The 26509-nt window shown below is 52.1% G+C and carries 17 protein-coding genes; 6 read left to right on the top strand and 11 right to left on the bottom strand.

Annotated elements, in window-relative coordinates:
* From serB to mfd, 6 genes are all read right to left on the bottom strand, one after another.
* Complete coding sequence (serB, locus tag HA050_RS19025; RefSeq protein WP_166829759.1) at positions 1 to 840, bottom strand: phosphoserine phosphatase SerB; 840 nt, start codon at positions 838 to 840, stop codon at positions 1 to 3.
* Positions 841 to 923: 83 nt separating this feature from the next.
* Positions 924 to 1673, bottom strand: coding sequence for a substrate-binding periplasmic protein (locus tag HA050_RS19020; protein WP_166829756.1), 750 nt, complete (start codon positions 1671 to 1673; stop codon positions 924 to 926).
* A 71-nt stretch (positions 1674 to 1744) separates the two neighbouring features.
* Positions 1745 to 2440, bottom strand: a complete 696-nt coding sequence (locus HA050_RS19015; RefSeq protein ID WP_166829801.1) for a UPF0149 family protein — start codon at positions 2438 to 2440, stop codon at positions 1745 to 1747.
* A gap of 44 nt (positions 2441 to 2484) precedes the next feature.
* A complete protein-coding gene (locus HA050_RS19010; protein ID WP_166829753.1) occupies positions 2485 to 6552 on the bottom strand; it encodes a DEAD/DEAH box helicase in 4068 nt (1355 codons plus the stop codon).
* Positions 6553 to 6587: 35 nt separating this feature from the next.
* Positions 6588 to 6785 (bottom strand): DUF1737 domain-containing protein, encoded by a 198-nt coding sequence (locus HA050_RS19005; RefSeq protein WP_166829750.1) that lies wholly within the window; start codon positions 6783 to 6785, stop codon positions 6588 to 6590.
* Positions 6786 to 6855: 70 nt separating this feature from the next.
* Complete coding sequence (gene mfd, locus HA050_RS19000) at positions 6856 to 10254, bottom strand: transcription-repair coupling factor (protein WP_166829747.1); 3399 nt, start codon at positions 10252 to 10254, stop codon at positions 6856 to 6858.
* A 171-nt stretch (positions 10255 to 10425) separates the two neighbouring features.
* Here mfd and HA050_RS18995 point away from each other — a divergent pair, with 171 nt between their 5' ends.
* The 3 genes from HA050_RS18995 (at position 10426) to HA050_RS18985 (ending at position 14640) form a co-directional block, all read left to right on the top strand.
* The gene (locus tag HA050_RS18995; RefSeq protein ID WP_166829744.1) at positions 10426 to 12930 is read left to right on the top strand and encodes a bifunctional diguanylate cyclase/phosphodiesterase; all 2505 of its coding nucleotides are present in this window, start codon (positions 10426 to 10428) and stop codon (positions 12928 to 12930) included.
* Between the two features lie 77 nt (positions 12931 to 13007).
* Complete coding sequence (rlmB, locus tag HA050_RS18990) at positions 13008 to 13751, top strand: 23S rRNA (guanosine(2251)-2'-O)-methyltransferase RlmB (protein ID WP_099396299.1); 744 nt, start codon at positions 13008 to 13010, stop codon at positions 13749 to 13751.
* Positions 13752 to 13863: 112 nt separating this feature from the next.
* The gene (locus HA050_RS18985; RefSeq protein ID WP_166829741.1) at positions 13864 to 14640 is read left to right on the top strand and encodes a substrate-binding periplasmic protein; all 777 of its coding nucleotides are present in this window, start codon (positions 13864 to 13866) and stop codon (positions 14638 to 14640) included.
* Between the two features lie 7 nt (positions 14641 to 14647).
* On the opposite strand, the gene HA050_RS18980 is transcribed toward HA050_RS18985, so the two are convergent.
* The 5 genes from HA050_RS18980 to hrcA form a co-directional block, all read right to left on the bottom strand.
* Positions 14648 to 15385, bottom strand: a complete 738-nt coding sequence (locus HA050_RS18980; RefSeq protein ID WP_166829738.1) for a class I SAM-dependent methyltransferase — start codon at positions 15383 to 15385, stop codon at positions 14648 to 14650.
* A 3-nt stretch (positions 15386 to 15388) separates the two neighbouring features.
* Complete coding sequence (locus HA050_RS18975; RefSeq protein WP_166829735.1) at positions 15389 to 16720, bottom strand: DUF3999 domain-containing protein; 1332 nt, start codon at positions 16718 to 16720, stop codon at positions 15389 to 15391.
* Complete coding sequence (locus HA050_RS18970; protein ID WP_166829732.1) at positions 16717 to 20508, bottom strand: DUF2339 domain-containing protein; 3792 nt, start codon at positions 20506 to 20508, stop codon at positions 16717 to 16719. The genes HA050_RS18975 and HA050_RS18970 overlap by 4 nt, the downstream gene beginning before the upstream one ends.
* 239 nt (positions 20509 to 20747) lie before the next feature.
* Complete coding sequence (mltB, locus tag HA050_RS18965) at positions 20748 to 21797, bottom strand: lytic murein transglycosylase B (protein ID WP_166829729.1); 1050 nt, start codon at positions 21795 to 21797, stop codon at positions 20748 to 20750.
* 90 nt (positions 21798 to 21887) lie between these two features.
* Positions 21888 to 22895 carry a heat-inducible transcriptional repressor HrcA gene (hrcA, locus tag HA050_RS18960; protein WP_166829727.1) on the bottom strand — a complete coding sequence of 336 codons (1008 nt, stop codon included), beginning with the start codon at positions 22893 to 22895 and terminating at the stop codon, positions 21888 to 21890.
* A 156-nt stretch (positions 22896 to 23051) separates the two neighbouring features.
* Between hrcA and HA050_RS18955 the strand changes: the two genes are divergently transcribed.
* The 3 genes from HA050_RS18955 (at position 23052) to tadA (ending at position 26442) form a co-directional block, all read left to right on the top strand.
* Positions 23052 to 23927 carry an NAD kinase gene (locus HA050_RS18955; protein WP_099396293.1) on the top strand — a complete coding sequence of 292 codons (876 nt, stop codon included), beginning with the start codon at positions 23052 to 23054 and terminating at the stop codon, positions 23925 to 23927.
* A gap of 186 nt (positions 23928 to 24113) precedes the next feature.
* Positions 24114 to 25772, top strand: coding sequence for a DNA repair protein RecN (recN, locus tag HA050_RS18950; RefSeq protein ID WP_166829725.1), 1659 nt, complete (start codon positions 24114 to 24116; stop codon positions 25770 to 25772).
* A gap of 190 nt (positions 25773 to 25962) precedes the next feature.
* Positions 25963 to 26442: a tRNA adenosine(34) deaminase TadA gene (gene tadA, locus HA050_RS18945; RefSeq protein ID WP_166829722.1), complete on the top strand. Its 480-nt coding sequence runs from the start codon at positions 25963 to 25965 to the stop codon at positions 26440 to 26442.
* Positions 26443 to 26509 lie beyond the last annotated feature (67 nt).

Here is a 26509-nt window from a genome sequence, read left to right as displayed (position 1 = left end):
TTAAATAAAGTAATTCAACACTCCGTCTAATCCCACCTGATTAATGCAATATGGCGCTTCGCGTTGCACCAGTGGTTTGGCATGGCAGGCTACGCCAAAGCCTGCTTCTTTAAGCATGGGTAAATCATTGGCGCCATCGCCCATGGCAACCACCTGATCGGCACGCAGGCCCAGCTCGGCCCGGTATTTGATCAGCTCAGATTTTTTACGCTCTGCATCCACAATGTCGCCAGTCACTTTGCCTGTGAGTTTGCCATTTTCAATTTCTAATACATTGGCAATCGTGCGTGTGAGGCCCAGCTTTGCTTGTAGTTTCTCGGTGAAGAAAGTAAATCCGCCCGAAATCAAAAGTGTTTTGGCGCCTGCTGCATGAAAGCCTTTGAGCATGGCTTCTGCGCCAGGCATGAGTTTAAGCCGCTCGCTATAAACGCGCTCCAGTGCGCTTTCATCTAATCCTGCCAGAAGGGCCACGCGGCGGCTGAGGCTTTCTTTAAAATCAATCTCGCCGCGCATGGCGCTGGCGGTAATGGCCGATACTTCTGCTTTAATGCCCTGCATACCGGCGATTTCATCGATGCATTCAATGGTAATCAGCGTGGAATCCATATCCATTACCACAAGGCCAATATCCTGCACGCGGGTGTCTTCCGGGATAAAAGCAAAATCCAGCTGATTGGATTCACAAAAATCGGCCACCGCTTCTTCATTTGCGATATCCGCGCCTTGCAAACGAAACGCCTGCTGGTGAATCGCTTCTATGCTGTGCGCGCCAGATAAACGGGCGAGTTGTTTTAAGTTTTGCGTAGCGATTTCTGGTGCTTGGATAACAAGACGGTACATATCAATTCTCTGCAGGGCTTGGGGCGAAGGGCTTGATTGTAACGAAACTTGCGGCCTGCTGCGAGAAAGAGGTGGTGTTGGTTTTATTCCTGTATCACGCTTTTAAATTGGCTGGATTCACGAACAATGGCGATGTTTTGCCATATGGCCTGGCTTAATTTGGTTTTTTTGTTTTGAAATGAATAAGAGAAAGCCAGAAATAAATCACTGATTAAAAAAGGTTGTGGAAGTTTTTCAATTTCTTTTGCATATTCAGGATGGGTTTTAAGTGATCTGTCCCCCTGGCGCTCTTCGGCCACCGCAATTTGAATCAGCCCCACACTAAGCTTTCTGAATAAATCATCTACAGATTGAGAGCTGTCTTCATTGGGGATTTGTCGCTTTTTTAAAATGCTGGCGGCCATATAGCCAGCTTGCACACCCACTGAGCCGGTCAGAGGGAAAAATTGTTTCCCATCCCAATCATTTTTGCTGTCTTTACGCCGGTAAACAGAGCGGGTGGTGGTGAGTAAGCGTTGCTCGTGCAGGGGGTCTGCTTTGCTATTGAGCGGATAGGCCGCGATGCTGCGCCGCTCGGGCAAATAGGCGATGCCAATTACGCCGTCATAGCTGCCTGCCTGAACTTCTTTCAGGCAGCGCTTCCAGGGAAGTGGGTTGTAAATAAAGTGGATGTCAAGCTGATCAGCCACGGTGTTGAGCAGCAGAAAGCTGAACCCCGTACCATTTTTTAAAGTGCTGGGGTAGGCATCTTCGTTATCAAAGCAAAGCCTGACGGTTTCTTTGGCTGCACAGGGCAAAGCCAAAAGACAAGCAAGGAGGATGAGGCGTTTCATGGTGCAAGCTCACTAAAATCTATCTTTAGCATAGTGTGCCTCTTCCTCTTTGCTGGCTTATTCTGTGTTAATTATGCGCCGCAGCACTTTTTGAATTTTTTGCCGCTGCCACAGCTGCAAGGATCATTGCGGCCGATTTTTGGGCCTTCGTTCACAATGGTTTCTACCTTGCCAAATTGCTGATTCAGCCACCAGTGCAGCACGTCTTCGATCAGCCATGGCAGCTCGTCAATCAGCGCGTCGCGGGCGTTGACGCTGAGCACCAGCTCTTCGTCATCAGGATGATGGCCCAGTTCCAGGGTCAGAATTTTAGCAACGATTTCGTAAAGGTCTTCGTTTTCATCCAGCGTATCCTGCCAGAGGTCTTCGCGCAGCAAGACACCTGCTCTGAAGCCCGATGCCCAGTACGCGCCGAGTGTTTCACGCCATTTTTCATCAATACCTTCGTCTTGCAGCACGATAGGCACGTATAAAGGCGCTTCGGTTTCTTTATTGCGCGCTTTCAGCGAGAAAGCGGCCTGAATGGCAGCGTGGTGGCGGCGGATTAAACCAATAATCTCGTCTTTTTCTTCCGCATCTTTAAATTCAGGTGCCTGGCCTTCAAAGATATGGGGCAGCCATTCTTCTTCCGGCGCTTGTTCCGGGCTGATCGCCAGTGCAACAAAAAAACCATCGATCATTTCCAGATCCATGGTCTCTGCGCCGGTGGCTTCAGACATCAAAAACGCATCCAGGCGTTCCAGTTCGGCTTGCTTTAGTGCTGACATACTGTATTTCCAATTCAATTAAAAAAGTTGCTTGCTATTAAAACCTAAATCTGCCCACCTCGCAGCAATCCCAATAACGCTGCCGTATCCATCTTGCCTGTGGCGTCGCCGCCTTCGAGCAGGCTGTCGGCCAGATCGCGTTTTTCTGCATGCAGGGCCAGGATTTGCTCTTCGATGGTGTCTTGCGCCACGAGGCGATAAATCGTTACCGGTCTTTGCTGCCCCATGCGGTGCGCCCGGTCAGACGCCTGGTCTTCAACGGCGGGGTTCCACCATGGATCCAGATGAATCACATAATCGGCGGCGGTCAGGTTTAAGCCTGTGCCACCGGCTTTTAAGCTGATCAAAAACACATCCCCTGTTCCGGCCTGAAAATCATCCACGCGTTTTTTGCGCTCCAGTACCGGTGTGCTGCCATCCAGATATTGGTAGCTGATGCCTTTTTCTTCCAGCCATTCACGCACAATTGCCAGATGATCGACAAACTGGCTGAACACCAGCGCCTTGTGATTGTTCTCCAGCAGCTCTTCGGTAATTTCGCCAAAGGCGGTGAGTTTACTGCCTTCTAAGGTTGAATTGGGAAGTGTGAGCTTAGGATTGCAGCAAAAGCGGCGTAAACGGGTGATTTCGGCCAGCACACGCATGGCGCGGTTTTCATCTGCGCCTGCGGCATCGAGTTTTTCTACCGCTTCCTGACGTAGTGCTTCGTATAAATGGCGCTCGTCTTTGGATAATTCGACTTTCAGCGTGATCTCGGTGCGCGGTGGTAATTCGCTCAGCACTTGGGTCTTGGTGCGGCGCAGGATAAACGGTTGGATCAGTTTTTTCAAATGCTGTTTGGCGGTTTTATCACCGCGCTCGATCGGGCCGCTGAATTTGACGGCAAAACGCTCTTTTGATCCCAACAGGCCCGGGTTGATAAAGCGGAACAGATTCCAGAGTTCGCCAAGGTGGTTTTCCACCGGCGTGCCGCTGGCAATGATTTTGAAATCGGCATTGAGCGCCATTGCAGCCTGGCTGCGTTTTGTGGCGGAATTCTTAATGGCTTGGGCTTCATCCAGCACCACACTGTGCCAGTGCCGGGCAGCAAAAGCTTCGCTGTCTTGCTGCAGCATGCCGTAGCTGGCGATGACCAGATCAAAAGGGCCTAAGTCGCTGAGATCGCGGTTGCTGTGATAAGTCTGTACTTTCAGCGTTGGCGCAAAGCGCAGCGCTTCGGCCTGCCAGTTGAGCGCCACCGAAAGCGGCGCAATGACCAGTGCCGGGCCTTGCGGCGCGCGGGTTAAGAGCAGCGCCAGCGTCTGCACGGTTTTGCCCAGCCCCATATCATCGGCGAGGCACGCCCCCACGCCCCAGCGGGCCAGGCGGGATAACCATTGAAAGCCTTCCAGCTGATAGTCGCGCAGGGTGGCTTGCAGGGTAGAGGGCACTTTAGGCTGAAAATCGGCCAAAGCATCGAGCTTGGCCACTTGCTCTTGCCAGGCGGCATCGCTTTGCAAATCACCCACTTCACCGGCCAGCTCAGCCAGCAGCGGTGCGGTGAGGGCGCTGACACGCAGGCCGTCTTTATTGATTTCGGCCAGCACACGCAGCTCATCGAGGCGCTTTTTAAAGGCAGCGGTAAGGGCCAGATAATCACCATCGCCCAGCGGCAGGAAGCGGCCTTCGGCTTTGTCCATCATCTGCAGCAATTCGCGCAGGGCCAGCACACGGCCGTCATCCAGCGTCAGCTCGCCGCCCGCTATAAACCACTCGCCTTGTTTCTTAACGGTCAGTGACATTTGCGCAAGGCCACGCGTGCTGTTTAAGCGGAAGCGCTCGCCTTCGGGCCAGACCAGTTGCAGGGTGTCTTCGCCAAAGGTTTTTAGTTCGGCCAGCAGCTCCAGGCAAAGTTCTGGGTGGAACAGCTCCCACTCAATGCCATTTTGCTCGGCCTGGCTGAGGGTCGGTGAGCCATCGACCACGCGTTTAAGTTGTTTTTTTTCTGCCGCCAGATCGCGGACGGCTTGTACGGCCTTGCCTTCGATTTCCCCTAGCACATTGGTACTGCCTTTGTTGGGCGTCATCCAGCTGCCACCGGCGAGCGGACGCACCAGGAGCTGCATGCGCAGGCCTTCCTGCAGCGGTAAAAGATGCGCATACAGCGTGGCATCTGCGGGCACGCTTTCCACATGGGCAGCCAGCTCGGGCAAATCGGAATGAATGGCAATATGCGGGGCAATGGCGGTGATCACGTCTACCAGCTGTGCTTTGGCGGCCACCGGCACAGCCAGCCCGCTGCCTAAAATACCTGCGATTTGCTTGATTTCGGCGCTGGAGCTGTAAATGACTAAACGGGTTGGGGTTTCTTTTTTCCACACCATGGCGGCATTGCTATCCATGGCCGGATCAAGTTGCAGGGTGATCTGGCCTTGTTTTTCTTTGAGCAGCAGTGCCACTTCACCTTTGGCAATATCGATGCGCACATCGGGTGCATCAAACCAAAATAGCGCGGGGTGGCCAATCAGGTGGCTGAGCGCGGCTTCGGCATCCAGCTCGTAGTCACTGCCGCCGTAATAATTGTTGTAGGATTTTCTGATACAGCTGGCGACACGTTTGTCCTGATCCGTCATGCCCGGCAGGGTGTCCTGCTCTTGCAGCATGCGGCGCAACGCCACGGCGCGGCCCTTGCTCCAGATGCCTTTGGCGCTTTTCTTTTGCTCGCGCGGATCAATGCGGATCTCGCCGTGGTCTTCATCGACCAGCCATGCAATTCGTGCATCACTGGTGCTGGCGGGGGTGCCCGCTTTCAGCTGGCTGAGTGCTATCAGTGCCCGCTGCCAGCCTTCTTCCCGCGAAATAGCGGAAATTAATGGTGTGAGCTGCAGGCTTGCATGCCAGCCGGGGTAAAGCAGCGGGGTGGCAAATTGCTGGAAAAGCACCACATCCAGTTCGGCGGCAACCCATTGATAGCCATTTTTGCTGGCTTTTGTTCTGGCGCTGATCAGCTTCTGGCACCAGTTATCATCCACTGCGGCGTCTTGCCAAAACAGTGCCAGTGCTTCAAACAGGCCATCGCAATCATTGGGCTGATGGTTATAGCCAGGGCGGGCGCTGATCAGTGGTGTACCTTGGGCCAGGTGATCGACAAGGGGATGCAGGGCATAGTAGCAATAAGCGTGTTTTTGTTTATAGCCATCATCCACTTGTGCCTTAGCGAGCTTAAGACTGGGCTGTGTGTTTAAACCCAGCAGCGCCACGGTATAGAGCAGGCCGTTGGTATCCGTTAAAAAGTACTTGCGCTTGCCGCTGGCCTGTTTAAGTGCTTTCAGCAGAGTGTCATAAATTTCTGCCGCAATGCTGTATTCGCCGCGCAGGGTGGCGAGAGCGGCTAAGTTTTCAGCCAGAAATTGCGATGGGGTTTTCTGCTGGATCAGCCTGAGCTGGGCAAAATCACCACGCAGCATGGCATGGGCAGCAAGCTGGGCAGATAGCAGGGGCCACTCATAAAAACGTTGTTCAAACAGACTGATGGTGTACTGATAAATGGCGTTGCAATCCGTCAGATACCAAGCGCTGCTTTGCAGGGCATCCAGCAATAACTGACATTGGATTTCTTCGTCTAAAAGTCCGAATAAAATCTGGCCGCTTTCGCGGGCGAAAAAACGCTGTGTCAGTTTGTCGGCCAGACCCGAACGCTGCCGCCATTCATTGGCAAGATCTGTCTGCCCGCAAAAAGCGGAAAACATAATTTCGCGCTGACAAAAATCTTCCGGATAGTTTTTCCATGGCGAATATTCGTGTTGCTGGGTCAGCAGATCACGCGCACTGCCCACCCAGCTGGGCAGCCAGCCGCTTTGTTTCAGCTTTAACAGGGCAGGAAAGACAAACTCGTCTTCCAGTGTATAACCCATGCCGGCTTGTAAGGTCACCATTTTTTGCAGCATCAGCCGCGCGAGGCTCGCTTTAACTCCGGGCTGATCATAAGCATCGCCACTGGCTTTTTTTTCTTTACGCAGCTGCATCAGCGTGATCAGACGCACCTGCGGAATGGGCTCTTGAAACAGTGCCAAGGCGTAAAGGATGGGCAGATCGTCAGAATGAAGGGCAGAGAGTTTATCAGTCAGAGGCATAGAGGCTTATTGATGTGGGTGTTGCAAATAAAAACTTAAAGTGAAGGCCAGAGCACAGCCTGGGCAACGATGACATTCTGACCGTTGAAAGTTGCAGCGGGCGAGCCATACAGCTGATAGCCCATCGCCAGTGCCTCACTGATTCTGTGGCAAAAACTGGCGTCATCCGGGCCGGTGATTAAGCGGTAGCGGGGCAGGTTATTGGGAGGTGTGGTCCTGGATTCTGAGTTCATTTGGGCTCTGTATGCGTTCGTAGAAGTTATCTCAGGGTGGGCACGCATCTGTGCCTGCCCTGCGGGTTTATCAATGGCTTAGCTCATGCAGCAGCTCTTTTACTCTGACCACACGCAGAGTGCTTTCCGGCCAGCTGCCTTCTACGCGCAATTTATCCTGGCCGTTCATTTTGTAATTCTTTTTGTTCTGAATGAGCTTAATGATTTTCATCGGCTCGATCACGGTATTAGTGGTAAAGCTGATTACGATGGCATTATCGGCGGCGTCGATTTTAGCAATGCCAAGTGTGCCTGCAATCATACGCAGGCGGTGGCAATCGAGCAGTACTTTGGCAGGTGAAGGCAAGAGGCCGAAGCGATCGATCAGCTCTTGCATCAGGTCATCCAGATCTTCATTACTTTCACAATGGGCCAGCCGCTTATAGAGGCTGAGCCGCTCGTTCACATCCGGGCAGTATTCGGCGGGCAAGAGGGCCGGAGCACGCAGATTGATTTCGGTGGTGACGCCAAGGGGCTGGGATAAATCCGGCTCGATGCCTTTTTTGAGCGATTTAACCGCTTCTTTCAGCATCTGGCTGTAGAGCGAGAAGCCAATTTCCTGCATTTCTCCGGATTGTGAATCACCCAGCACTTCACCCGCGCCACGGATTTCCAAATCGTGCATGGCCAGGTAAAAGCCAGCGCCCAGTTCATCCATCATCTGGATGGCTTCAAGGCGTTTTTTAGCGTCGCCATTGAGCGCCTCTGGCTCAGGGACCAGCAGGTAGGCGTAAGCCTGGTGATGGCTGCGGCCTACCCGGCCCCGCATTTGATGCAATTGCGCCAGACCAAATTTATCGGCGCGGTTCATCAAAATGGTATTGGCATTAGGGATGTCGATCCCGGTTTCAATAATGGTGGTGCAAAGCAGGATATTGAAACGCTGCTGGGCAAAGTCACGCATCACATGTTCAAGATCGCGCTCCCTCATCTGACCGTGGGCCACACCGACGCGGGCTTCGGGCAAGAGCGCCGTGAGTTTTTCGCGCATATTGTCGATGGTGTCGACTTCATTATGCAAAAAGAACACCTGGCCACCGCGCTTTAGTTCGCGCAGTACCGCTTCGCGGATGATGCCATCGCTGAATTTGGCGAGGAAGGTTTTAACTGCCAGGCGCTTATTCGGCGCGGTGGCAATAACGGAAAAGTCACGCAAACCTTCCAGGCTCATGGCTAAGGTGCGCGGAATCGGTGTGGCGGTGAGGGTGAGTACGTCCACATCGGCGCGCAGCGCTTTAAGCTGCTCTTTCTGCCGCACACCAAAACGGTGTTCTTCGTCGATAATCACGAGGCCCAGCTTGTTGAATTCCACATCCGGCTGCACCAGTTTATGCGTGCCGATCACAATATCAACCGTGCCTTCCGCCATGCCTTTCATCGTTGCGGCGGCTTCTTTGGCGCTTCTGAAGCGGGAGATTTCGGCTACTTTAATTGGCCAGTCAGCAAAGCGATCGCTGAAGGTCTGGAAGTGCTGTTCGGCCAAGAGGGTGGTCGGCACCAGCACAGCCACCTGCTTGCCACCTGCTACGGCGGCAAAGGCGGCACGCAGCGCTACTTCGGTTTTACCAAAGCCTACATCGCCACACACCAATCTATCCATTGGCTTATCAATACGCATATCCACCAGTACGGCTTCAATGGCTGCGGCCTGATCGGCGGTTTCGTCAAAGCCAAAGCCTGCGGCAAAGGCGGCGTAATCGTGGAAATCCCATTCAAAGGCGTGGCCCTTACGCGCAGCGCGGCGGGCGTAAAGGTTAAGCAGCTCGGCGGCAGTGTCTCTGACTTGTTCGGCGGCTTTACGCTTGGATTTATCCCAGCTGCCGCTGCCCAGCTTGTGCAAAGGGGCTGCATCTGCGCTGCCGCCAGAATAACGGCTGATGACGTGCAGCTGGCTAACGGGTACATACAACTTATCGTTGCCTGCGTATTCAATTACCACCAGCTCGGTTTCGCCCTCGCCCAGGTCCATGCTGGTCAGGCCAGAGTAGCGGCCAATACCGTGGCCTTCGTGTACCACGGCATCGCCGATTTTTAGCTCAGATAAATCGCGCAGCATTGCGTCAGTATTACTGCGTTTTTGCTGACGCTTGCCACGGCTTTGCGCCACCATCTCGTAAAGATTGGCTTCGGTGATAATGGCTAAAGGGCCGTCATTTAAGATAAAGCCGTTATAAAACGGTGCGGCAGTCAGCAGTACTTTATCTTTGCTGGCTTTGATATCGGCCCAGCTTTCGATCAGCTTAGGTTTTAAGCCATATTCGGCAAAAAACTGCGCCATGGTCTCGCGGCGGCCCAGGCTTTCTGCGCAGAGCAAAATACGCCCGCTGTAGCTGGCAATAAAATCGGTAAGCTTGCTGATTGGGTTGTCACTGCGACGGTCTACATTTAGTGCGGGCAGGGCGGTGGTAAAGGCTGATTCGCCGCTGATAAATTCGATACGGCGGTGTTTTTTTAAACCGCTGAATAATGCATCAGGGCTGAGGTAAAGATCTTTGGGCGGGAGAATCGGTCGCTCTTTGTCACCGGATAAATTTCGGTAGCGATCACTGGTTTCTGCCCAAAATTGCTCGGCAGCTTGCAATAGCTCGCCATGCTGCACCAACACGGCATCTTTGGGCAGGTAATCAAATAATGTGGCCGTTTGCTCAAAAAACAGCGGCAGATAGTATTCAATCCCGGCCGGGGTGCTGCCGTTGCCTATTTCTTTATAAATACGCGCCTTGCTTGGGTCGCCTTCAAACACTTCCCGAAAACGCTGCCTGAATTGGTTGCGGCCCTTTTCATCCAGTGGAAATTCGCGTGCGGGCAAAAGGCGAATTTCTGGCACGGGATAAAGACTGCGCTGGGTATCCACATCAAAGGTGCGGATGGTTTCAATGATGTCGCCAAACAAATCCAGCCGATAAGGCAGGGTGGAGCCCATGGGGAATAAATCAATCAGCCCGCCACGAATTGAAAATTCACCCGGGCCATAAACCTGGGTGACGTGGCTGTAGCCTGCAAAGGCCATATCGGCACGCAGCTGATCTGCATCAAGCTTCTCGCCCTTATTCAGGAAGAAAGTGTAAGCCGCCAGATATTCTACAGGGGGCAAAACACCCATCGCCGTTTGTACCGGCACAATCACGACATCTGCCTGGTTTTGGCGAATTTGCCATAAAGCCGCCAGCCGCTCAGAGATTAAATCGTGGTGAGGGCTGAAATGATCGTAGGCCAGCGTTTCCCAATCCGGGAAAAGTACGATGTTTTTTTGCGGAGCCAGAAAGCTGAGCTCTTCTTTTAAGCGGCTGGCCACCTGCGCATTGGATGTAAACACCACCAGCGGATGCGAAACATCGGCGTAATGGCTTAATGCCAAAGCATCACCAGAGCCATGTAAGGCATTGATTTGGGTACGTTGGCCGTTAAGTGGAAGTGCAGGTAGTGTCATGGCAGATGGCATTCTTAGAAAGCGTAGTGGCGGATTATACCCGTCCTGCCTGATCTGTTTGAGAAAGCTGGGGCTTGATTTTTTTGGGTAACTATCTAATGATGCTTACCAAATATTAGATTTGCCTGTTAGGTATCTAAAAAATAATTAGTTTTGGGGAGAGCAATATTAATGCGTAGGCCATGGCTACAGCAGCTTCTTATTGCTTCAGTATATAGCCTGTCTAGTTTTCTTAGCTGGAAGTTGTCATCGGGGCAGCATTTATTTAACTTACATACCGGAGTAGGTGTTGCGGCATTATTATTATGCGGTTCACGTACTTTATTGACGATTGCATCCGTTTCGTGGCTGTTGCCAGCTTTACAAGGTTACCCTCTGTGGGGTGTGGTGCAGCTCTCTTTACTTGAGGTTCTGCAGCCTTTACTGATTGTTTCTTTATTGCCCCGGTTTGTGCTGGATGGCGAGCTGAGGGTTAAAGACAGTTTGCGATTAATCATTGCCGGCCCGCTTGTGGGCGCCTTCTTTGGGGCAAGCTGTGGCGTTTTGATTCAAAGTGTTTTCTTTCCCCTTCCTTCTGTAGCCCTTTTTTCTGACTGGGTTTCATGGTGGCTGGGCGACGCTTTATTTATTCTGATTGTTGTTCCTCTTTGCCTTGGCTTATTACACCAAAAAGCGATGGTCTGGTCTGGTCGTTTGCCTGAAATGATGCTGATTGTGGCTATTGCCAGCTTTGGTGCCATTTTGTTGCGGCAGTTTCATGGCTATCAGGAGCTGATGTTTTTATTGTTTCCGCTGATGATTTGGTCTGCCCTTCGCTTAGGCCATGTGGGCAATGGTGTGCTTGGGATTGTGGTCGGTTTATTGGCCATTTTTTCCCATTCAGGTTCGGTGTGGCCCGGCGGTTTGTTATCGAACTTATTGCTGCTGCTTTCAGTGGTGGTGACCGGGGTGGTGCTGGCCGCGTCAAATCAGGAAGAATTTGTGGCAGCCAAAAGCACCCGCCTTGCTGCTCAGGTGTTTGGTAATGCAAGTGAAGGTATTCTGATTACCGATGCCAACGCCAGAATTGTGGCGGTAAATCCCGCTTTCAGCCGGATTACAGGTTTTGATTCTGCGGATGCCATTGGCCGTGTTTCCCGGATGTTTAATCAGCGTGGCAGCGGGCGGGCCATTAATCAGTCCATGCTCTCCGAGCTGCAGGCTTATGGACATTGGCAGGGCGAGATGGAAGACCGGCGGAAAAATGGTGAAACTTATCCTGCCTGGCTGTCTATCAGCGCGGTGCGGGATGAGCAGGGCGGAATGAGTAATTACGTGGGTGTTTTTTCTGATTACACCCACAGAAAAGAAGCTGAGCAGCGCTTGTTTCATCTGGCAAATCATGACCCGCTGACTGGCTTATTCAACCGGATGGCTTTGCAGGATCAGCTGCACAGCGCGGTGCAGCGGGCAAAAGATAACCCGTTTGCGGTACTCTTTATTGATCTGGATCGCTTTAAAACGATTAATGATACGCTGGGCCATGAAGTGGGCGATGCGATGCTGGTGATTGTGGCGCAGCGCTTGCAAAATGCTTTAAATGAAAATGATGTGCTGGCCCGGATCGGCGGTGATGAATTTACCATCTTACTTGAAAATACGGTGTGCCTTGAGCAGGTGGGCCAGGTGGCAGAGCGTTTGCGTCAGGCTTTGATTCAGCCTTGTTTGATTAATGGTCAGGAATTATTTGTCAGTTGCTCAATTGGGATCAGCGTTTATCCGGGCGACGGCAAAACACCTGCTGCGCTGCTTAAAAATGCAGATGTGGCAATGTACAGGGCAAAAGAAACCGGCAAGAATAATGTGCAGTTTTTTGCCGCCAATATGAATGATATGGCTTTAGAGCATTTGATGATGGAAAACGGCTTGCGTCATGCTTTAGAGCGTAAGCAATTTTGTTTGCATTATCAGCCTAAAATTGATCTGGCAAGCGGGCACTTAAGTGGTCTGGAATGCCTGATCCGCTGGAATCATCCCAGCCTTGGTCTGGTGCCGCCCGTAAGCTTTATTCCGCTTGCAGAAGAAAATGGCCTGATTGTTGCCATTGGCGAATGGGTGTTGTTTGAGGCTTGCCGGCAAATGCGTGTCTGGCTGGATGCAGGATTTAATATTCCCCATGTGGCGGTGAATTTATCGCCCCGCCAGTTTCAAAAAGCCAATCTGGTGCAGCAGGTTAAAACCGCGCTCGCAAATACGGGCCTTGCTGCTTCCCGTTTAGAGCTTGAAATTACTGAAAGCATGATCATGCAAGATCCGCAACGCGCCGTGCAGACCCTGAATGAGCTGAAAGCCATGGGCGTGATGCTGGCTATTGATGATTTTGGTACGGGTTATTCATCGCTTTCAAACCTGAAACATTTCCCGATTGATAGCCTGAAAATTGACCGCTCCTTTGTCGAGGGGCTGCCGGAAGACACGGAGAATGCGGCCATTACCGAGGCAATTATTGCCATGGCGCGAAAATTACGTCTTTCTGTAGTGGGTGAAGGCGTAGAAACGACTCAACAAATGTTATTCTTGCGCAAAAGTGGCTGCCAAAGTGTGCAGGGATATTTATATTCCCGTGCATTATCGGCAGATGATCTCGAGATTTATCTGGCCCGGCAAGGGCTGGTAACAGCCGACTCCATTTTATAAACCATTTTGAAAAACGCCTGAAGAGCGGCTGATGATGGTGATCTATAAAGAGGGCCGGCGTTTTATTAGGTACAGAACTGATGCAAAAAAAATTAATTCACGGCTTTCATGCGGTTGCTTCACGCGTTAAGCGTTTTCCGGACAGCGTTTTAGAGCTGTTTTTCAATGGTAACCGTGCTGACCCGCGTGCTAAAGAGCTGCTGAAACTGGCAGAGCAGCAGGGCGTGCATGTGATTATGGTTGATGCCGCCCGCCTGGATGGCATGACTGGTCACGCCCGCCACCAGGGGGTAGCTGCCATGATCGATGCGGGTAAATCCTATGTGGTGCTGGAAGACGTACTGGAAGACCTGAGCGAGCCGCCATTCTTGCTGATTTTGGATGGCATTACCGATCCGCATAATCTGGGCGCTTGCCTGCGCGTGGCCGATGCGATGGGTGTACATGCCGTGATTGCACCTAAAGATAAATCGGTAAGCATTAACGCTACCGTATCTAAAGTGGCTTGCGGTGCTGCCGAAGTAATTCCTTACATTATGGTTACTAACTTGGCGCGTACTTTGCGTGATCTGAAAGACCAGAATGTCTGGATTGTCGGTACGGATGCAGATGCCAAAACCGACTTGCACCACTTCAACCAAACCGGCCCGCTGGCCTGGGTATTGGGTAACGAAGGCGAAGGCATGCGCCGCCTGACACGTGAATCCTGCGATACGCTGGTATCTATCCCGATGTTTGGTTCGGTAGAAAGCCTGAATGTATCGGTTGCCAGCGGGATTATTCTTGCTGAAAGCCGCCGTCAGCGTGAAATGAATAAATAAAGATTTAAACTCCCCCGGACCTTGCTGTGGGTTTGGGGGGGGCTTATTTGTCTGAGATGATTATCTCAATTTATATATGGTCTACACTGGCATAAATTTCAGTGGAGGCCTTATGTTCTTCTATCACCTGCTTTTATTATTTCTTTCTGCTTCCGTCTGTGCGGCTGAATGGCCCGTAATTAATATCTGCGATGATGTGGCAGAGTGGCCGCCCTATACCTACTATAAACGGGAAGAGGGTATTAAAACTCAGAATGTTAAAGGATTTTCTGTTGATGTTATACAGGCTGTTTTTGCAAAAAACAGAATTAAATATAAAATTGAATTATTGCCATGGAAACGCTGTTTGTTTGAGGTGGGGCAGGGTAAGCAATATCAGATGATATTAAATGCAACAAAAAACCCGGATCGTGAGCGGGCATATCTTTTTTCTGATTCATTTTATCAGACGCATTATTATTATTTTTACTCTAAAAAAATACACCCCACAGGACTGAATATTAAATCGCAAGCTGATTTAAATAATTACAAAATGGGGGGTATTAACGGCTATGCCTATTCTGCGCTGGTGGATGTGGATAAAGAAAAGATAAGCAGAACGGTAGATTATATTGCTTTAGTTAAAATGCTGCATGCTGGCCGCATCGATGTTTTTGCCGAGGATATTGAAGCGATTACAGGAATGGGCGAGGTTGGGTCCTACGATTTTATAGGTGATGCCCAGCTGGGTATGGCGATATTGCCGGGCGTGGAAGAAAATAAATTCCATATGATCTTTACCAAAAAAGACCCGCTGGGCGAAGCGCTGAGAGATCTAATAAATAAAGAAATACAGCAAATGAAACGCTCTGGCGAACTCAATAAATTGTTAATAAAATACGTAAAATAAATAAAGGCTAAGAAGCTGCACGGCCTGCTAATAAGGTAAGCGGCCAGATAACGGTGATTTCCGACAGCCACAGCTCAGCTAAAGCAGTCCTGAGTGTATTCACGGGGTTGTAGCCTTCCTGCTGAATAAAACGTGCAGTGGCCGACCAGCTTTGTACATAGCCCATTAATTGCTCAAGCTGCCATTTTTCTCTCAGCTCAAAATTGGGGCTGCTTAGCCGGGCAAATGGAAAAGGCAGACCGGTATAGCCATTTTCAACGTGTTTTCTCTCTGGCGGCCAATAAGCGCCCACGCCGTTTTGATAAAAGTCCTGGAATAATTGATTAATGTGCTCATCGCCAATGATGGGCGTGCCATAGCACCAGGCGGCAATCAGGCCCTCTTTTTTTAAAACTCGTTTTGCTTCCAAATAAAAAGCATCCAGATCAAACCAGTGCAGTGCCTGGGCAATACAAATAAGATCCACGCTATCGGGGGGCAGCTGGCTATTTGCTGCACTGGTGCACCGGGTAAATATCTTTGGATTTTCCGGGAGCAAATCCAGCTGTGCCTGGCTGATATCACTGGCCAGCACAGATTTAAAGTGTAAGGCTAAATCAGAGGATGCTTGGCCACTTCCCGCACCACAATCCCATGCCTGTTGTCGCTCAGGGCATAAACCTGGCAGCCACTCAAAAAGAGCTTTGGGGTAATGTGGCCTGCTTGTGAAATAGTGTGCTGAAACCTGTGAAAAGTGATCAGACATGGCTTACTCCTCTGCTGGCCGGATCAGTTTCCAGGCCATCGCACCCAACACCCCTACTGCCAAAACCAGCGCAGCCCAAAGTCCGTAACTGCGGGCGGATGAGGGTGGGCTGGCGACGGCTGAGGCCGGAGCGGCGGCTTTAGTGAGCAAAGCGCCGGCCGTTGCTGAAGCCACCACGTTGCCAATAATTAAATCTTCAGTATTCAGTGCCGCGCTGCTGACTCGTGCATTGCCAAAGGCCAATACAAATGGTGCTTGCCCTCGGGCGACAAAGGCGATTTGCTGGGGTGTCCAGCCTGCTTTCAGCTGCGGCAGGCCCTGGCCTAGTCCGCCACTGCTTTGATTTACGCTTAAACGCCAGTAGCGATGGTTGTTGGGGCTGATGGATAGTGCAGGGCTGTGGGCTTCGCCTGTTTTGCCTTGTAAGCGGTAAAGCGTGGTGCTTTGCCCGCTTTGCCATGGCTCGGCAAGATTGGCGCGGCTGGCCAGCGATGCTTGCACCACCGTGTTGAGCTGTGGCAAGGCCAGCTCCAGCTTATCAACCGGTGCGTGCACGCCCAGATCAAATTGATATTCTCCGGCTTGTTTAAGCTGTGCGGTGACAGGGGCCAGCCATGCTCTTTTTACCGGGGCAGATTGCGACATGGATGATTGCAGGCGCACTTCTTTTAGCGTGAGCGGGGTGTCGCTGCTGATGCGCAGGTATTTGGCACGGATGCCACCCAATTCCACTTTCGGCTGGCTGAGCGTTTGCCCCTGATAATCCAGCTGGATAATTTCAGTGCTGCCCAGCGCCCGCCATTGTTGCAAATCGTCGCTGGCCGCCAGCCTGATCTGGCCCTGATAGTTGGCTTCCTGCCAGCTTAGAATCAGCGACTCAAGCTGCCCTTTGATTTGCGAGGCGTCAACAAGATAGCTGAGCTGTTGCTGCCTGCTGACAGTATGACTCTGCGCGCTCAGCTGCCCGTCGCTGCGGATCTCAATAGAGACATCGCGCTGTTCAATGCTGGCCTTGCTGCCGTAAGGAAAAAACCGCAGGGCAGTCTGGCTGAGCTGATTTTGCTGCGGCGCTGCGCTTGTTTCCAGCGCATAGGGCACCAGCTCGCCTGCCGTGTTAAAGACCCGCAAATCGCCTAAGTCGGCCCGCTGGCTGAACTGGTATACCGTGACAGGCACATCCAGCCGGTAAAAGGGCGACGATTCGCTTAATAACAACGCTTGCTGATGGCTGAAAACCGCGGGCGTCAGAGGTGAAGGCAAAGGAGCTGGCGTGGTTTTTTTTGCGAAAGCCAGGGGGCTGGTGCATAAGATCAGCGTGCAGATTATTAATCTCATGGCTCTTCCTTTTTAGGCGGCAGCGGCGATAAATAGCCAATGATGAGCAGTAAGACGCCTACGCCAATAAAGCTGATGATGCGCTCTATGCCGCTGATTCTGGACAGATCGAGCATAAAGAGCTTGCCGACCACGATGACGAGTAGTGCAGCACCGCTAAACCAGAGTGATCGGTCGGTCTTGCGGGTGGCATAGAGCATTAAGCCAAAGGCTAGTACCGTCCAGAATATGGAAAGCGAAGCTTGCACCAGCGTTGATTGCAATAGTGGCCCCAGCTGATAGGGCACATCGCCCCAATGATGCAAGGTGCGCAGCAATACGCCGTTCAGCCAGACAAACAGCGTGGCACCGGTGCCGATCTTGAGCCATTGCACCGGCAGCCCGCCGCGCAGTTTGTCCACGCGGTAGAGCCAGAGCGCCAGCAGGGCAAAGATGCCGATCTGAATTAAATCGAGCGGATTGATCAGCGGCCAGCGGCTGCCGGCCTGGCTGAGGTTGGCGTAGAAAGTCCATAACCACATCACCAGCATCACAGGCGCGCAGGCAATGGCCAGCAGGCGCAGCATGCTGGCCCGTTTGGCAAATTGCAGCGCAGCCAGTGAAAACAGCCCCCAGGCCAGCATCAGAATCTGTTGTAAGTTGCTGGAATGCAGTGCTTCGGGCAGGGAGAACGGGAAGGCCAGCAGATGATGCAGGCCGCGCAGCAAGGCACCGTTAAACCAGATAAATAAGGTAGCGAGGGCGACGTAAGCCAGCCAGTTGGGTAGTTCGGCATCGGCGGACGCCGGTTTGAAATCACGCCACGCCAGATACAGCGCGCCAAGAACTGCCAGTTGTGCCAGCTCCAGTAAATTAAGCAGCGGCAGGTAGCGAACATTGAGCAAGCTGCCATCACTAAAGTTAGCCGCCAATAGCCATGCCCAAAGCACCAGCAGCAAGCCGCGCAGCGCATGGCGAGTCGCCACCGGGGCGTAAGATTCTTCTCTTGCAAAGCGTTTCAGTGCAATGATCGCCAATGCAGAGATGCCGCTCCAAAATAGCGCAAACACCGCCTGTATCCTGAGCGAATCAATCAGCGTCGTCAGGCTGTAAGCCTCATTGCCAAAATGGTGGAATACTCTGAGTAGTTCGGCGTTAAGCCATAGAAACCCCAGTGTCAGCAAAACAGGGGCAGTCCATTTGGATAGATCAAGTAACTGTAAGCTCAGTAATTTTCGCTTCCAGGCCAAGAGCGCCACCACGCCTGATCCAAGGGCAATATCGAGCGGGTTAAGCAGCGGTAAATACGGCAGCGGGTCAGGATTGCCATCGCTGCCCAGCGCAAACAGTGCCCACAGCAGCAAACCTGCCGCCAGCGGTGCCGCGCCCGCAATAAAATAGCTTTGGGAAAAACGCGCAATCGGCCAGCGTATTTTACTGCCGTAGCCCGCCAGCAGCCAAAGCACTGCGGCGCAGATAATGGGCCATGCGGTAGTTCGCCAAACGCCTTCGGGTGCGGCCTTGCTAATCAGCCAGGCCAGTTCGGCGGCAATTAAAATACTGGTCAGCCAAATACCGGCGGTGTGCAGAATGGGCAGTGCTTGCTGATCGGAGTCTTCATGCCGCCACAATAAATAAAGCGCCAAAGGCAGGGTGAGCGGCCATGCCAGCAGGCCCCAGCCCGCCAGTGGGTGAAGGTGTGTTGCTAATACCGGCATGCTGATCAGCGCCAGCACAGGAAACAGTGCCAGAGCGGGCAGGCGCAGCAGCGGCCATTGCCATTTTTTGCAAGCAAAGCTGGCGGGCAGCGCACTGAATGCGGCAAACAGGGCGATGGCTGAGGACTGCTCGGTGGGGATAATAAATTGCCAGATTTCATTCAGGCCTGCGCCCGTCCACCACAGCAATCCCCATGCAGCAAGAAGGGGTGAAATCATTTTTCCTGGCTTAAACCATGCCAGAGCGGCTTCTTTTTGCATTAAATAGCCACTGAACAGCCCCGATAGCGCCAGCATCAGGCCGCCGATATAGCCGCTGTTCAGTATGGCTAAGGCATTGTCGGCTAAGGGGCCGCTATGGTTAAAGAAGGCGATGCCTGCAATGATTTGCAAAGCCAGGGCGCAGCAGAGCGAGCGTAAACGTTGCTGGCGCAGGCTCACCCAGATAATGGCAGCGGCTTCAACGGCCCAGCTGGCGGCGGTGGTGCGGGCATCAAAGGCCAGCGGAATAGCCAGTGTGGCAAACAGCACGCCCAGTGCAAGCAAGGCTTCAAACAGCAAACGCAGCCCGTCGCGTTTTTTTGCCCTTAAAAACTGTGCAATCGACAGATAAAAAGCAGAGAGCACGACGGCGCTGCCAGCGAGCGCAAATTCAATATCATGGACCAGAGCGGCTTGCAGGCCAAAGGCGGCCAGCGGCGTACCAAAAATCAGCGTGCCATCAACATAGCTTTTGAGTGCCACTTGCTGGCGCAGAGCGTAGAGCAGGGCAATGCCCACATAAAACAAGAAAAACAAGATTAAAAAAGGCTCGGTGCTGGCGAGCAGCTCAGGCTTATATTTAAGTGCGCCCCAGCTGGTGGCAATCCCAAAGGTAAACACAAAGCCCAGCAGATTAAGCGGCCGCCATGTTTTATACCAGGCCATCGCAAAAATACCGGCATTAAGCAGGGCAAAATAGCTGAACAGGGCGATATGGCTGCCGTGGCCGGTGGAAGTCAGAATCGGCGCTAAAAAGCCACCGGTAATACCCATCACTGCCAGAGATCTGGCGTCTTGTTTGATGGCTAAAATGGCCGAAAACACACCGACCAGTACCAAAAATGCCAGCGCAAATCCGGCCGGAATCACAGCAAATTTCAGCGCAGTAAAAGCGGTGAGATACAGCACGCCCACACCACCGCCCTGCATAATCAAAGCATATTCGCGGCGCTTGTCCCGTAATCGCCAGCCAATAGTCAGCAGCACAATCGCACCAATGGCGGTGCCTGCAAAGCGAAACTCCACTGGCAGCATGCTGTTGTCGGCGGCAAATTTAAGCAAAAACGCCAGGCCAAAAAAGAGGATCAGTATCCCGACCCGCACCACGGTATTGCCACCCAGTAGCCAGTCTTTGCCCATTTGAAAGGCTTTGGATAATTGCACGCTGAGCCAGTCTGGCTCTGCTGGCTGTAGGGGGAGCGGCGGTGCAGGGCGGCTTGGCGCGGCTTGCGGGCTGGGTGTGGCGGCGGCTGCCGGTGGCACGGTGGAAGAGAGATCTGCTGAGTCTTGCGATTCACTAAGGATGGGGCTGCTTGCTGTTTGCCCGAAGGTATTGAGCGCAGCGGCCATATCAGCTGCATTGGTTTCAGAAGGCGTGGCTGTTGAAGGATCGTCTATTTCCAGGCTAAAAGGCGCGGTGCTGATTTCTGGTGTGATTTCCTGCCGGGATGCTGGCAGGCTTCTTTCTGCGGGGGGAGCTGCTGATACGGGCGTGCTGCCGGCTTCAAAAGCCGGGCTGATCTGGCTGCTGTTTTGTGCTTTAAGCTGCTGCATTTCGTTTTGCAGGGTGGCTAGAGATTGCTCCAGTTGCAACACTCTTTGCTCAAGGCTCATTGGGGCGCTGTTGATCTGCGTATTGCCGGGGGCAGGCGGGAGGGGAGAATGATCCCCGCTGGCAGAGGTTTCAGAGTCTTGCTCCGGTGCAGGGTTTTTTTTGCTTAAAAAAATATAGGTAATAAAAGCCAGCAGCCCGGCGCCCAAGGCCCCGCCAGTACCAAATTGCAGCCCTCCCCAAATCATGGCAATCAGGATAATGATGCTTGCTTTCATAGTGGCCTCAGAGTTGGGCGTATTGAGGATAAAAAAGAGCCTGAGTCAGGAGGGGGCTCTGCTTTATCTGCTGAAGGGCTGCGTTGCGGCATTGGCCATCAATATAAGCAGCACCTTCAGCTGATCAATTTAATGTGTTGCTTTAGTTCTGATCAATCAAGGAAAAGGCAGCACACCCTGTGCCCATGCGGATAATAGCGCACGGGTGTGCAGTGATTAAACTGTGCCCCTTTTGCTGTTTAGCGCCATGCGCCGGATTTCTTAACCGGCTTAACAACGGGCCTGGCAGGCGTTTTTGCTGGTTTTAAATCTTCGCCTTCCTGGTAGCTTTTTAAAATGCTTTCAGAAAGCTGCAATACCGCTGTCGCATAGAGCGTGCTTTTGTTGTAGCGGGTAATCACATAAAAATTATTAAAGCCAAGATAGTGGCTGGTAAAGCCTGGCTCGGTTTCAAGAGCAAATAACACGGCTTTATCTTCGGTATTCACTTCGCTGATTGGTACTACCCCTTTCTGCATCAGCTCGCCCACGGTGTAGTGCAGATTAAATTTATCGGCAAAAACATCGCTCATATCGGCGTTGATATTGACTGCGGCATAGGCTTGTTGCCCTTTTTCCCAGCCATGCGCTTTTAAGTAATTAGCTACGCTGGCGATAGCGTCGTTGGGGTGATTCCAGATATCACGATGGCCGTTCTGATCATAATCGACGGCATACTGGCGAAACGATGAAGGCATAAATTGTGGCCAGCCCATGGCACCCGCGTAGGAGCCGGTAAAGTCCATCGGATCTTCTTTTTCTTCACGGGCCAGTAAGAGAAATTCAGTCAGTTCTTTTTGAAAAAATTCGGCGCGGCGCGGGTAATCAAAGGCAATGGTGCTCAGCACATCCAGAATATGAAAGCTGCCGGTGTTTTTGCCATAATTTGTTTCGGCCCCCAGAATCGCCACGATCACCTCTGGCTCTACTCCATAGCGCTCGCTGATTTCTTTGATGGCAATCGCGTGCTCGCGCCAGAATTTTGCGCCCGCCAGGCTGCGTGCAGGATTTACAAAATTAACGCGGAAGGTATACCAGGGCCTTGCGGTAGAAGGGCGGTCTAAAATATCCAGCACATTGCTTTTATGTGTGGCCCGGCTAAGCGTTTGCACCAGTTCTTCTTCGCTGAATTGATAAGTTGCTGCGGTAGCCTTGATATAAGCCTGCACATCTTCCCGTGCAACTAAAGCCTCGTCGGCGTGGGCCATGCCTATCAGGCTGACTAATAACAGGGGTAAAAATTTACGCATGGTTTTCGCTTTTCTTAAAGTAGCCCACATTATCTACGAAAGGCAGTGCAATGATGCGGGAATATTAAACAGGATTAACAGGCAAAAATGTCACAAAGAGAGTGCCGAGGATAAGAGCTGGGCGGTGATATCCACGATGGGAATCACCCTTTCATAATCCATACGGGTGGGGCCAATTACGCCTAGTGTGCCAACAATTTCGCCATTGACGCGATAAGGCGCTGTGATTACTGAGCACTCGTCCAGTGGCGCCAGGCCTGATTCGCCACCGATATATATTTTTACACCATCGGCATGGTTGCCTAAATCCAGCAGTTGCAGCAGAGCGGTTTTTTGTTCGAAAAGGGCAAACAGCTGACGCATTCTGGCCACATTTGAGGATAAATCGCCAACACCCAGCAGCTGGTGCTCGCCTGCAATCACCACAGAATCGCTGCGTTTGCTTAATTCTGCGCCTACTGCAACGGCGGCATTCATCAGGCTGACAATATCGCTTTTCAGACTGACTAATTCCTTTTGTACAATATGGCTTAATGCCGCCAGCGTTTTACCTGAGCAGTATTCATTTAAAAAGTGCGCGGCTTCAGTCAGCTCACTGGCGGAATAAATGCGCTCGGTTTGTAAAATACGATTTTGTACATCGCCATCGCTGGTCACCAGAATCAGCAAAACACGCCGTTCTGACAGCTGCATAAATTCAATTTGCTTAAGCAAAATGTCATGGCGTCTGGGGCTTTGCACCAGGCCTGCAAATTGGGTCAGCTGCGATAAAACCTGTGAAGCCGCGGCAACACTGCGTTGGGGGCTGTCTACCGGCAGCTGTAATTCGCTCAGGGTGGGGGTATCTAAAGTTTGCACCGTAAGCAAGGAGTCAACAAAAAGCCGGTAGCCCAGTACCGTGGGTATGCGGCCGGCCGAGGTGTGCGGGCTGGCCACAAAGCCCAGCGCTTCTAAATCAACCATGGTGTTTCTGATCGTCGCAGAGCTGATATCCAGCCCGGAAAAATGCTGCAAGGCTTTGGAGCCAACAGGCTGGCCTTCAGCAATGTAGCGCTCGACGAGGGTTTTAAGTAGAATTTGAGAACGATCGTTCAGCATATTAGGCGGTGAGGGTGGGCTATGTTTCGAATCTTACTTCGTTTTACAAGGAGTTTCGCTTTCGGGCAAGCACTTGCCTGGTGAAAACACCGGGCGAAGCACTTTAATTAACTGACTGCTGCTGTTATTTTTTAAAAAATCGGGTCTAATGAGCTTATGCAAAGTCTACTGTTCAAAACCATCGCTGTTGTGGGGCGTACTGGCACACCCACTTTAGACGAACCCATTCGCCGCCTGGCTGCACTTTTAGCGGCAGCAGGTGTTAAAGTTTTGCTCGATCAGGCCACAGCAGAAGAGCACGGCATTACTGAACATCAGGATGTCAGCCGGGATAATATCGGCAAAGTGGCCGATCTGGTCATTGTACTGGGCGGCGATGGCACCATGCTGGGGGTGGCTCGTTTGCTGGCCCCCTATCGTATTCCTCTGGTGGGGATTAACCAGGGCCGCCTGGGTTTTATGACCGATATCTCGGTTGATGAAATGGACGAGCTGGTGATCGCCATGCTGTATGGCGAATTTATCCCCGAAGAGCGCATTCTGCTTGAAACTACCGTGGTGCGTGATGGTCATGAAATTGACAACGCCTTAGCGTTTAATGATGTGGTGTTCAGCCGGGGCAATACCGGCGCCATGATCGAGTTTGAAATCTTTATTGATGGTCGTTTTGTATACAGCCAGCGTTCGGATGGCCTGATTATTTCAACGCCAACAGGTTCTACGGCTTACGCCCTTGCCTCCGGCGGGCCGATTTTGCATCCAAGCCTGCCCGCGATTGCACTGGTGCCCATTTGCCCGCAATCCTTATCAAATCGCCCGATTGTGGTGAATGACACCTGTGCCGTTGAGTTTTTACTGACCCGTGCCCAGGATGCGCGGGTGTATTACGACAATCAGTCTCACTGTGATTTACAAGAAAAAGACCGGGTGCTGATCAGCCGCTACCGCAATACCTTAAGAGTGTTGCACCCGAATAGTTATCACTACTACGACACCCTGCGCGAAAAACTGCGCTGGGGTGAGCGTTTGTAAGTCATTTCTCAATTTAATTTAATACTCAGATCCTGAACCACAGAGAGCACGGAAGACGCAGAGTTTATATAGAGAAAACCATTCAAACTAAGTTTTTCTCCATGATCCTCCGTGTTCTTTTTTACTTCGTGTTTTAAGATTTAGGTTTGTTTCGTGGCAACCGTAACCAAGGTGTAAAAAAGCGTCATGCTGCTTTCTATCTCGCTCAAATCCTTTGTCATTGTACAAGAGCTGTCTCTAGACTTTCGTGCCGGCCTGACCACCCTCACAGGTGAAACGGGAGCGGGTAAATCGATCGTGATCGACGCGCTGGGTTTGCTCCTGGGAGGGCGGGCAGAAAGCGCGGTGGTGCGCCACGGTGCTGAAAAAGCCGATTTGCAGGCACGGTTTGCCCCGCCTAAAAATGCACGGGCCTGGCTGGAAGAAGAAGCTTTACTGGGGGATGAGCCGGATGAGCTGCTGATCCGCCGCAGCATCGACAGCAGCGGCAAATCCCGCGCATGGATTAATGGTATTGCCGCCACGCTGACGCAGCTTAAATCACTGGGCGAGCAGCTGGTGGATATCCACGGCCAGCACGCGCCGCAATCCTTGCTGCGCTCAGAAGTGCAGCGCGAATTAGTTGATGGCTATGCAGAATGCACCGGCCTTGCAAAAGACGTGGCGTGCTTATTTAAAGATTGGAAAAACGTCGTTGATGAGCTGGCGATTGCCGAGAATAATGCCGAAGCTTTTGATGCCGAGCGTGAACGCCTGCAATGGCAGGTGGATGAAGTGGCCGCCTTGCAATTTACCGCAGCAGAATGGCCTGAGCTGCAAGCGGAGCATAAACGCCTGCACCATGCGGCCAGCCTGATTGATGGTGTGCAAAGCGGCCTGCTGATGCTGGCCGATGGCGATGAAAACTGTCAGTCCTGGCTGGGCTCGGTAGCGGGGCGTTTATCTGGCCTCGCTGATTTTGATGCAGGTATCTCAGAAACACTGGAGCTCTTAGCCAGTGCCGAAGCGCAGCTGACTGAATCCGTGTATGCATTGCGCCGCTATGCCGATCACTTAGAGCTGGATCCGGCGCGCCTTGCCGATGTGGAAAGCCGTCTGGATGCTATCTTCCGTATGGCGCGTAAATATCGGGTAGAGCCGGCTGAGCTGCCGGAAAAACTGGCTGCCTGGCAGCAGCGCCTTGCCGAATTAGGCGGCAGCGCAGGGCTGGATGCGGTGCGCCGCCGTGCAGAAAAGCTGGAAGCAGATTACCGCAAGGCGGCTAAGCAACTCTCTGCCGGCCGCAAGGCCGCAGCAGATAAGCTTTCTAAAATGGTGACTAAAGAATTGCAACTGCTGGCGCTGGTGGGCAGCCGTTTTGAAATTGCCCTGCACCCCCATGAAGCACCTGCTGGTTTTGGCCTGGAAACGGTGGAGTTTATGGTGGCTAATCATCCCACCACACCAGCCAGAGCCATGGCAAAGGTTGCTTCGGGTGGTGAGTTATCCCGTATTAGTCTCGCCCTGCAGGTGATTACCAGCCAGGTGGCGAACGTGCCTACGCTGATTTTTGACGAGGTAGACGTGGGGATTGGCGGCAGAGTGGCCGAAATTGTCGGGCGTATGCTGGCGGATCTGGGCGCGGCGAGGCAGGTGCTGTGTATTACCCATCTGCCGCAAGTTGCCGCATGCGGGTTTCAGCAGTTGCAGGTCAGCAAAACCCAATCTAAAACCGGCGTATTAAGCACCATCCATATGCTGAGTGTGGAAGAGCGCATCGAAGAAATCGCCCGTATGCTTGGTGGCGTGGAAATCACCTCCACCACCCGGCAGCACGCGGCAGAAATGTTGGGTGTGGCGGTGTAATGTTTTTGCAAGCATGCTAACCCAACCTGCTGGAGCATCACTCTGGCGTATTTTACTTTGGTTTATGGTGTTTTCTTATGGGCGCCATACAGTTGATGCAATGCCTAATAAGGGCGCTCTTGTTTTTCTTCCTGTGCCCGGTGTTCTTTTTATCTCTGTGCTTACAGAGCTTTTATAAGATTGTTGGTTTATGAATGATTCAGGTTTTATGCAGCAGGCCCTGTTTGAGGCAGAGCGGGCCAAAGAGCTGGGTGAGGTGCCCGTGGGGGCGATTGTCACTTACCGGGGCGGGATAATTGGCCGGGGATGTAATCAGCCTATTTTGCGTCATGATCCCAGCTCTCATGCTGAAATGATGGCCATCCGGCAGGCGGCACGTCATCTGGGTAATTACCGGCTGCCTGAGTGCGAGCTGTATGTCACTTTAGAGCCGTGTATTATGTGCGCCGGGGCTATTTTGCACTCCCGTATCAGCCGGGTTGTGTATGCGGCAAAAGACCCTAAAACCGGCGCTGCAGGCAGTGTGATTAACCCTTTTGCAGATTGCCGTTTAAATCATCAGACACAACTGCTTGATGGGGTGATGGCTGAAGAGTCTTCAAACTTACTAAAGGCTTTTTTCCGCGAACGGCGGCAGGCTGAAAAAGATCGCAAGAGAACTGTCGTATAAATTTCATTTGTTTGTAAAATATTTACATTGCAGTAAATAAAGTCGTAAACTGAATCCTCACACTTGA

The sequence above is a fragment of the Iodobacter violaceini genome (assembly GCF_011601265.1).
Classification (GTDB): Bacteria; Pseudomonadota; Gammaproteobacteria; order Burkholderiales; family Chitinibacteraceae; genus Iodobacter; species Iodobacter violaceini.
This window is presented reverse-complemented; position numbering and strand designations above follow the sequence as displayed.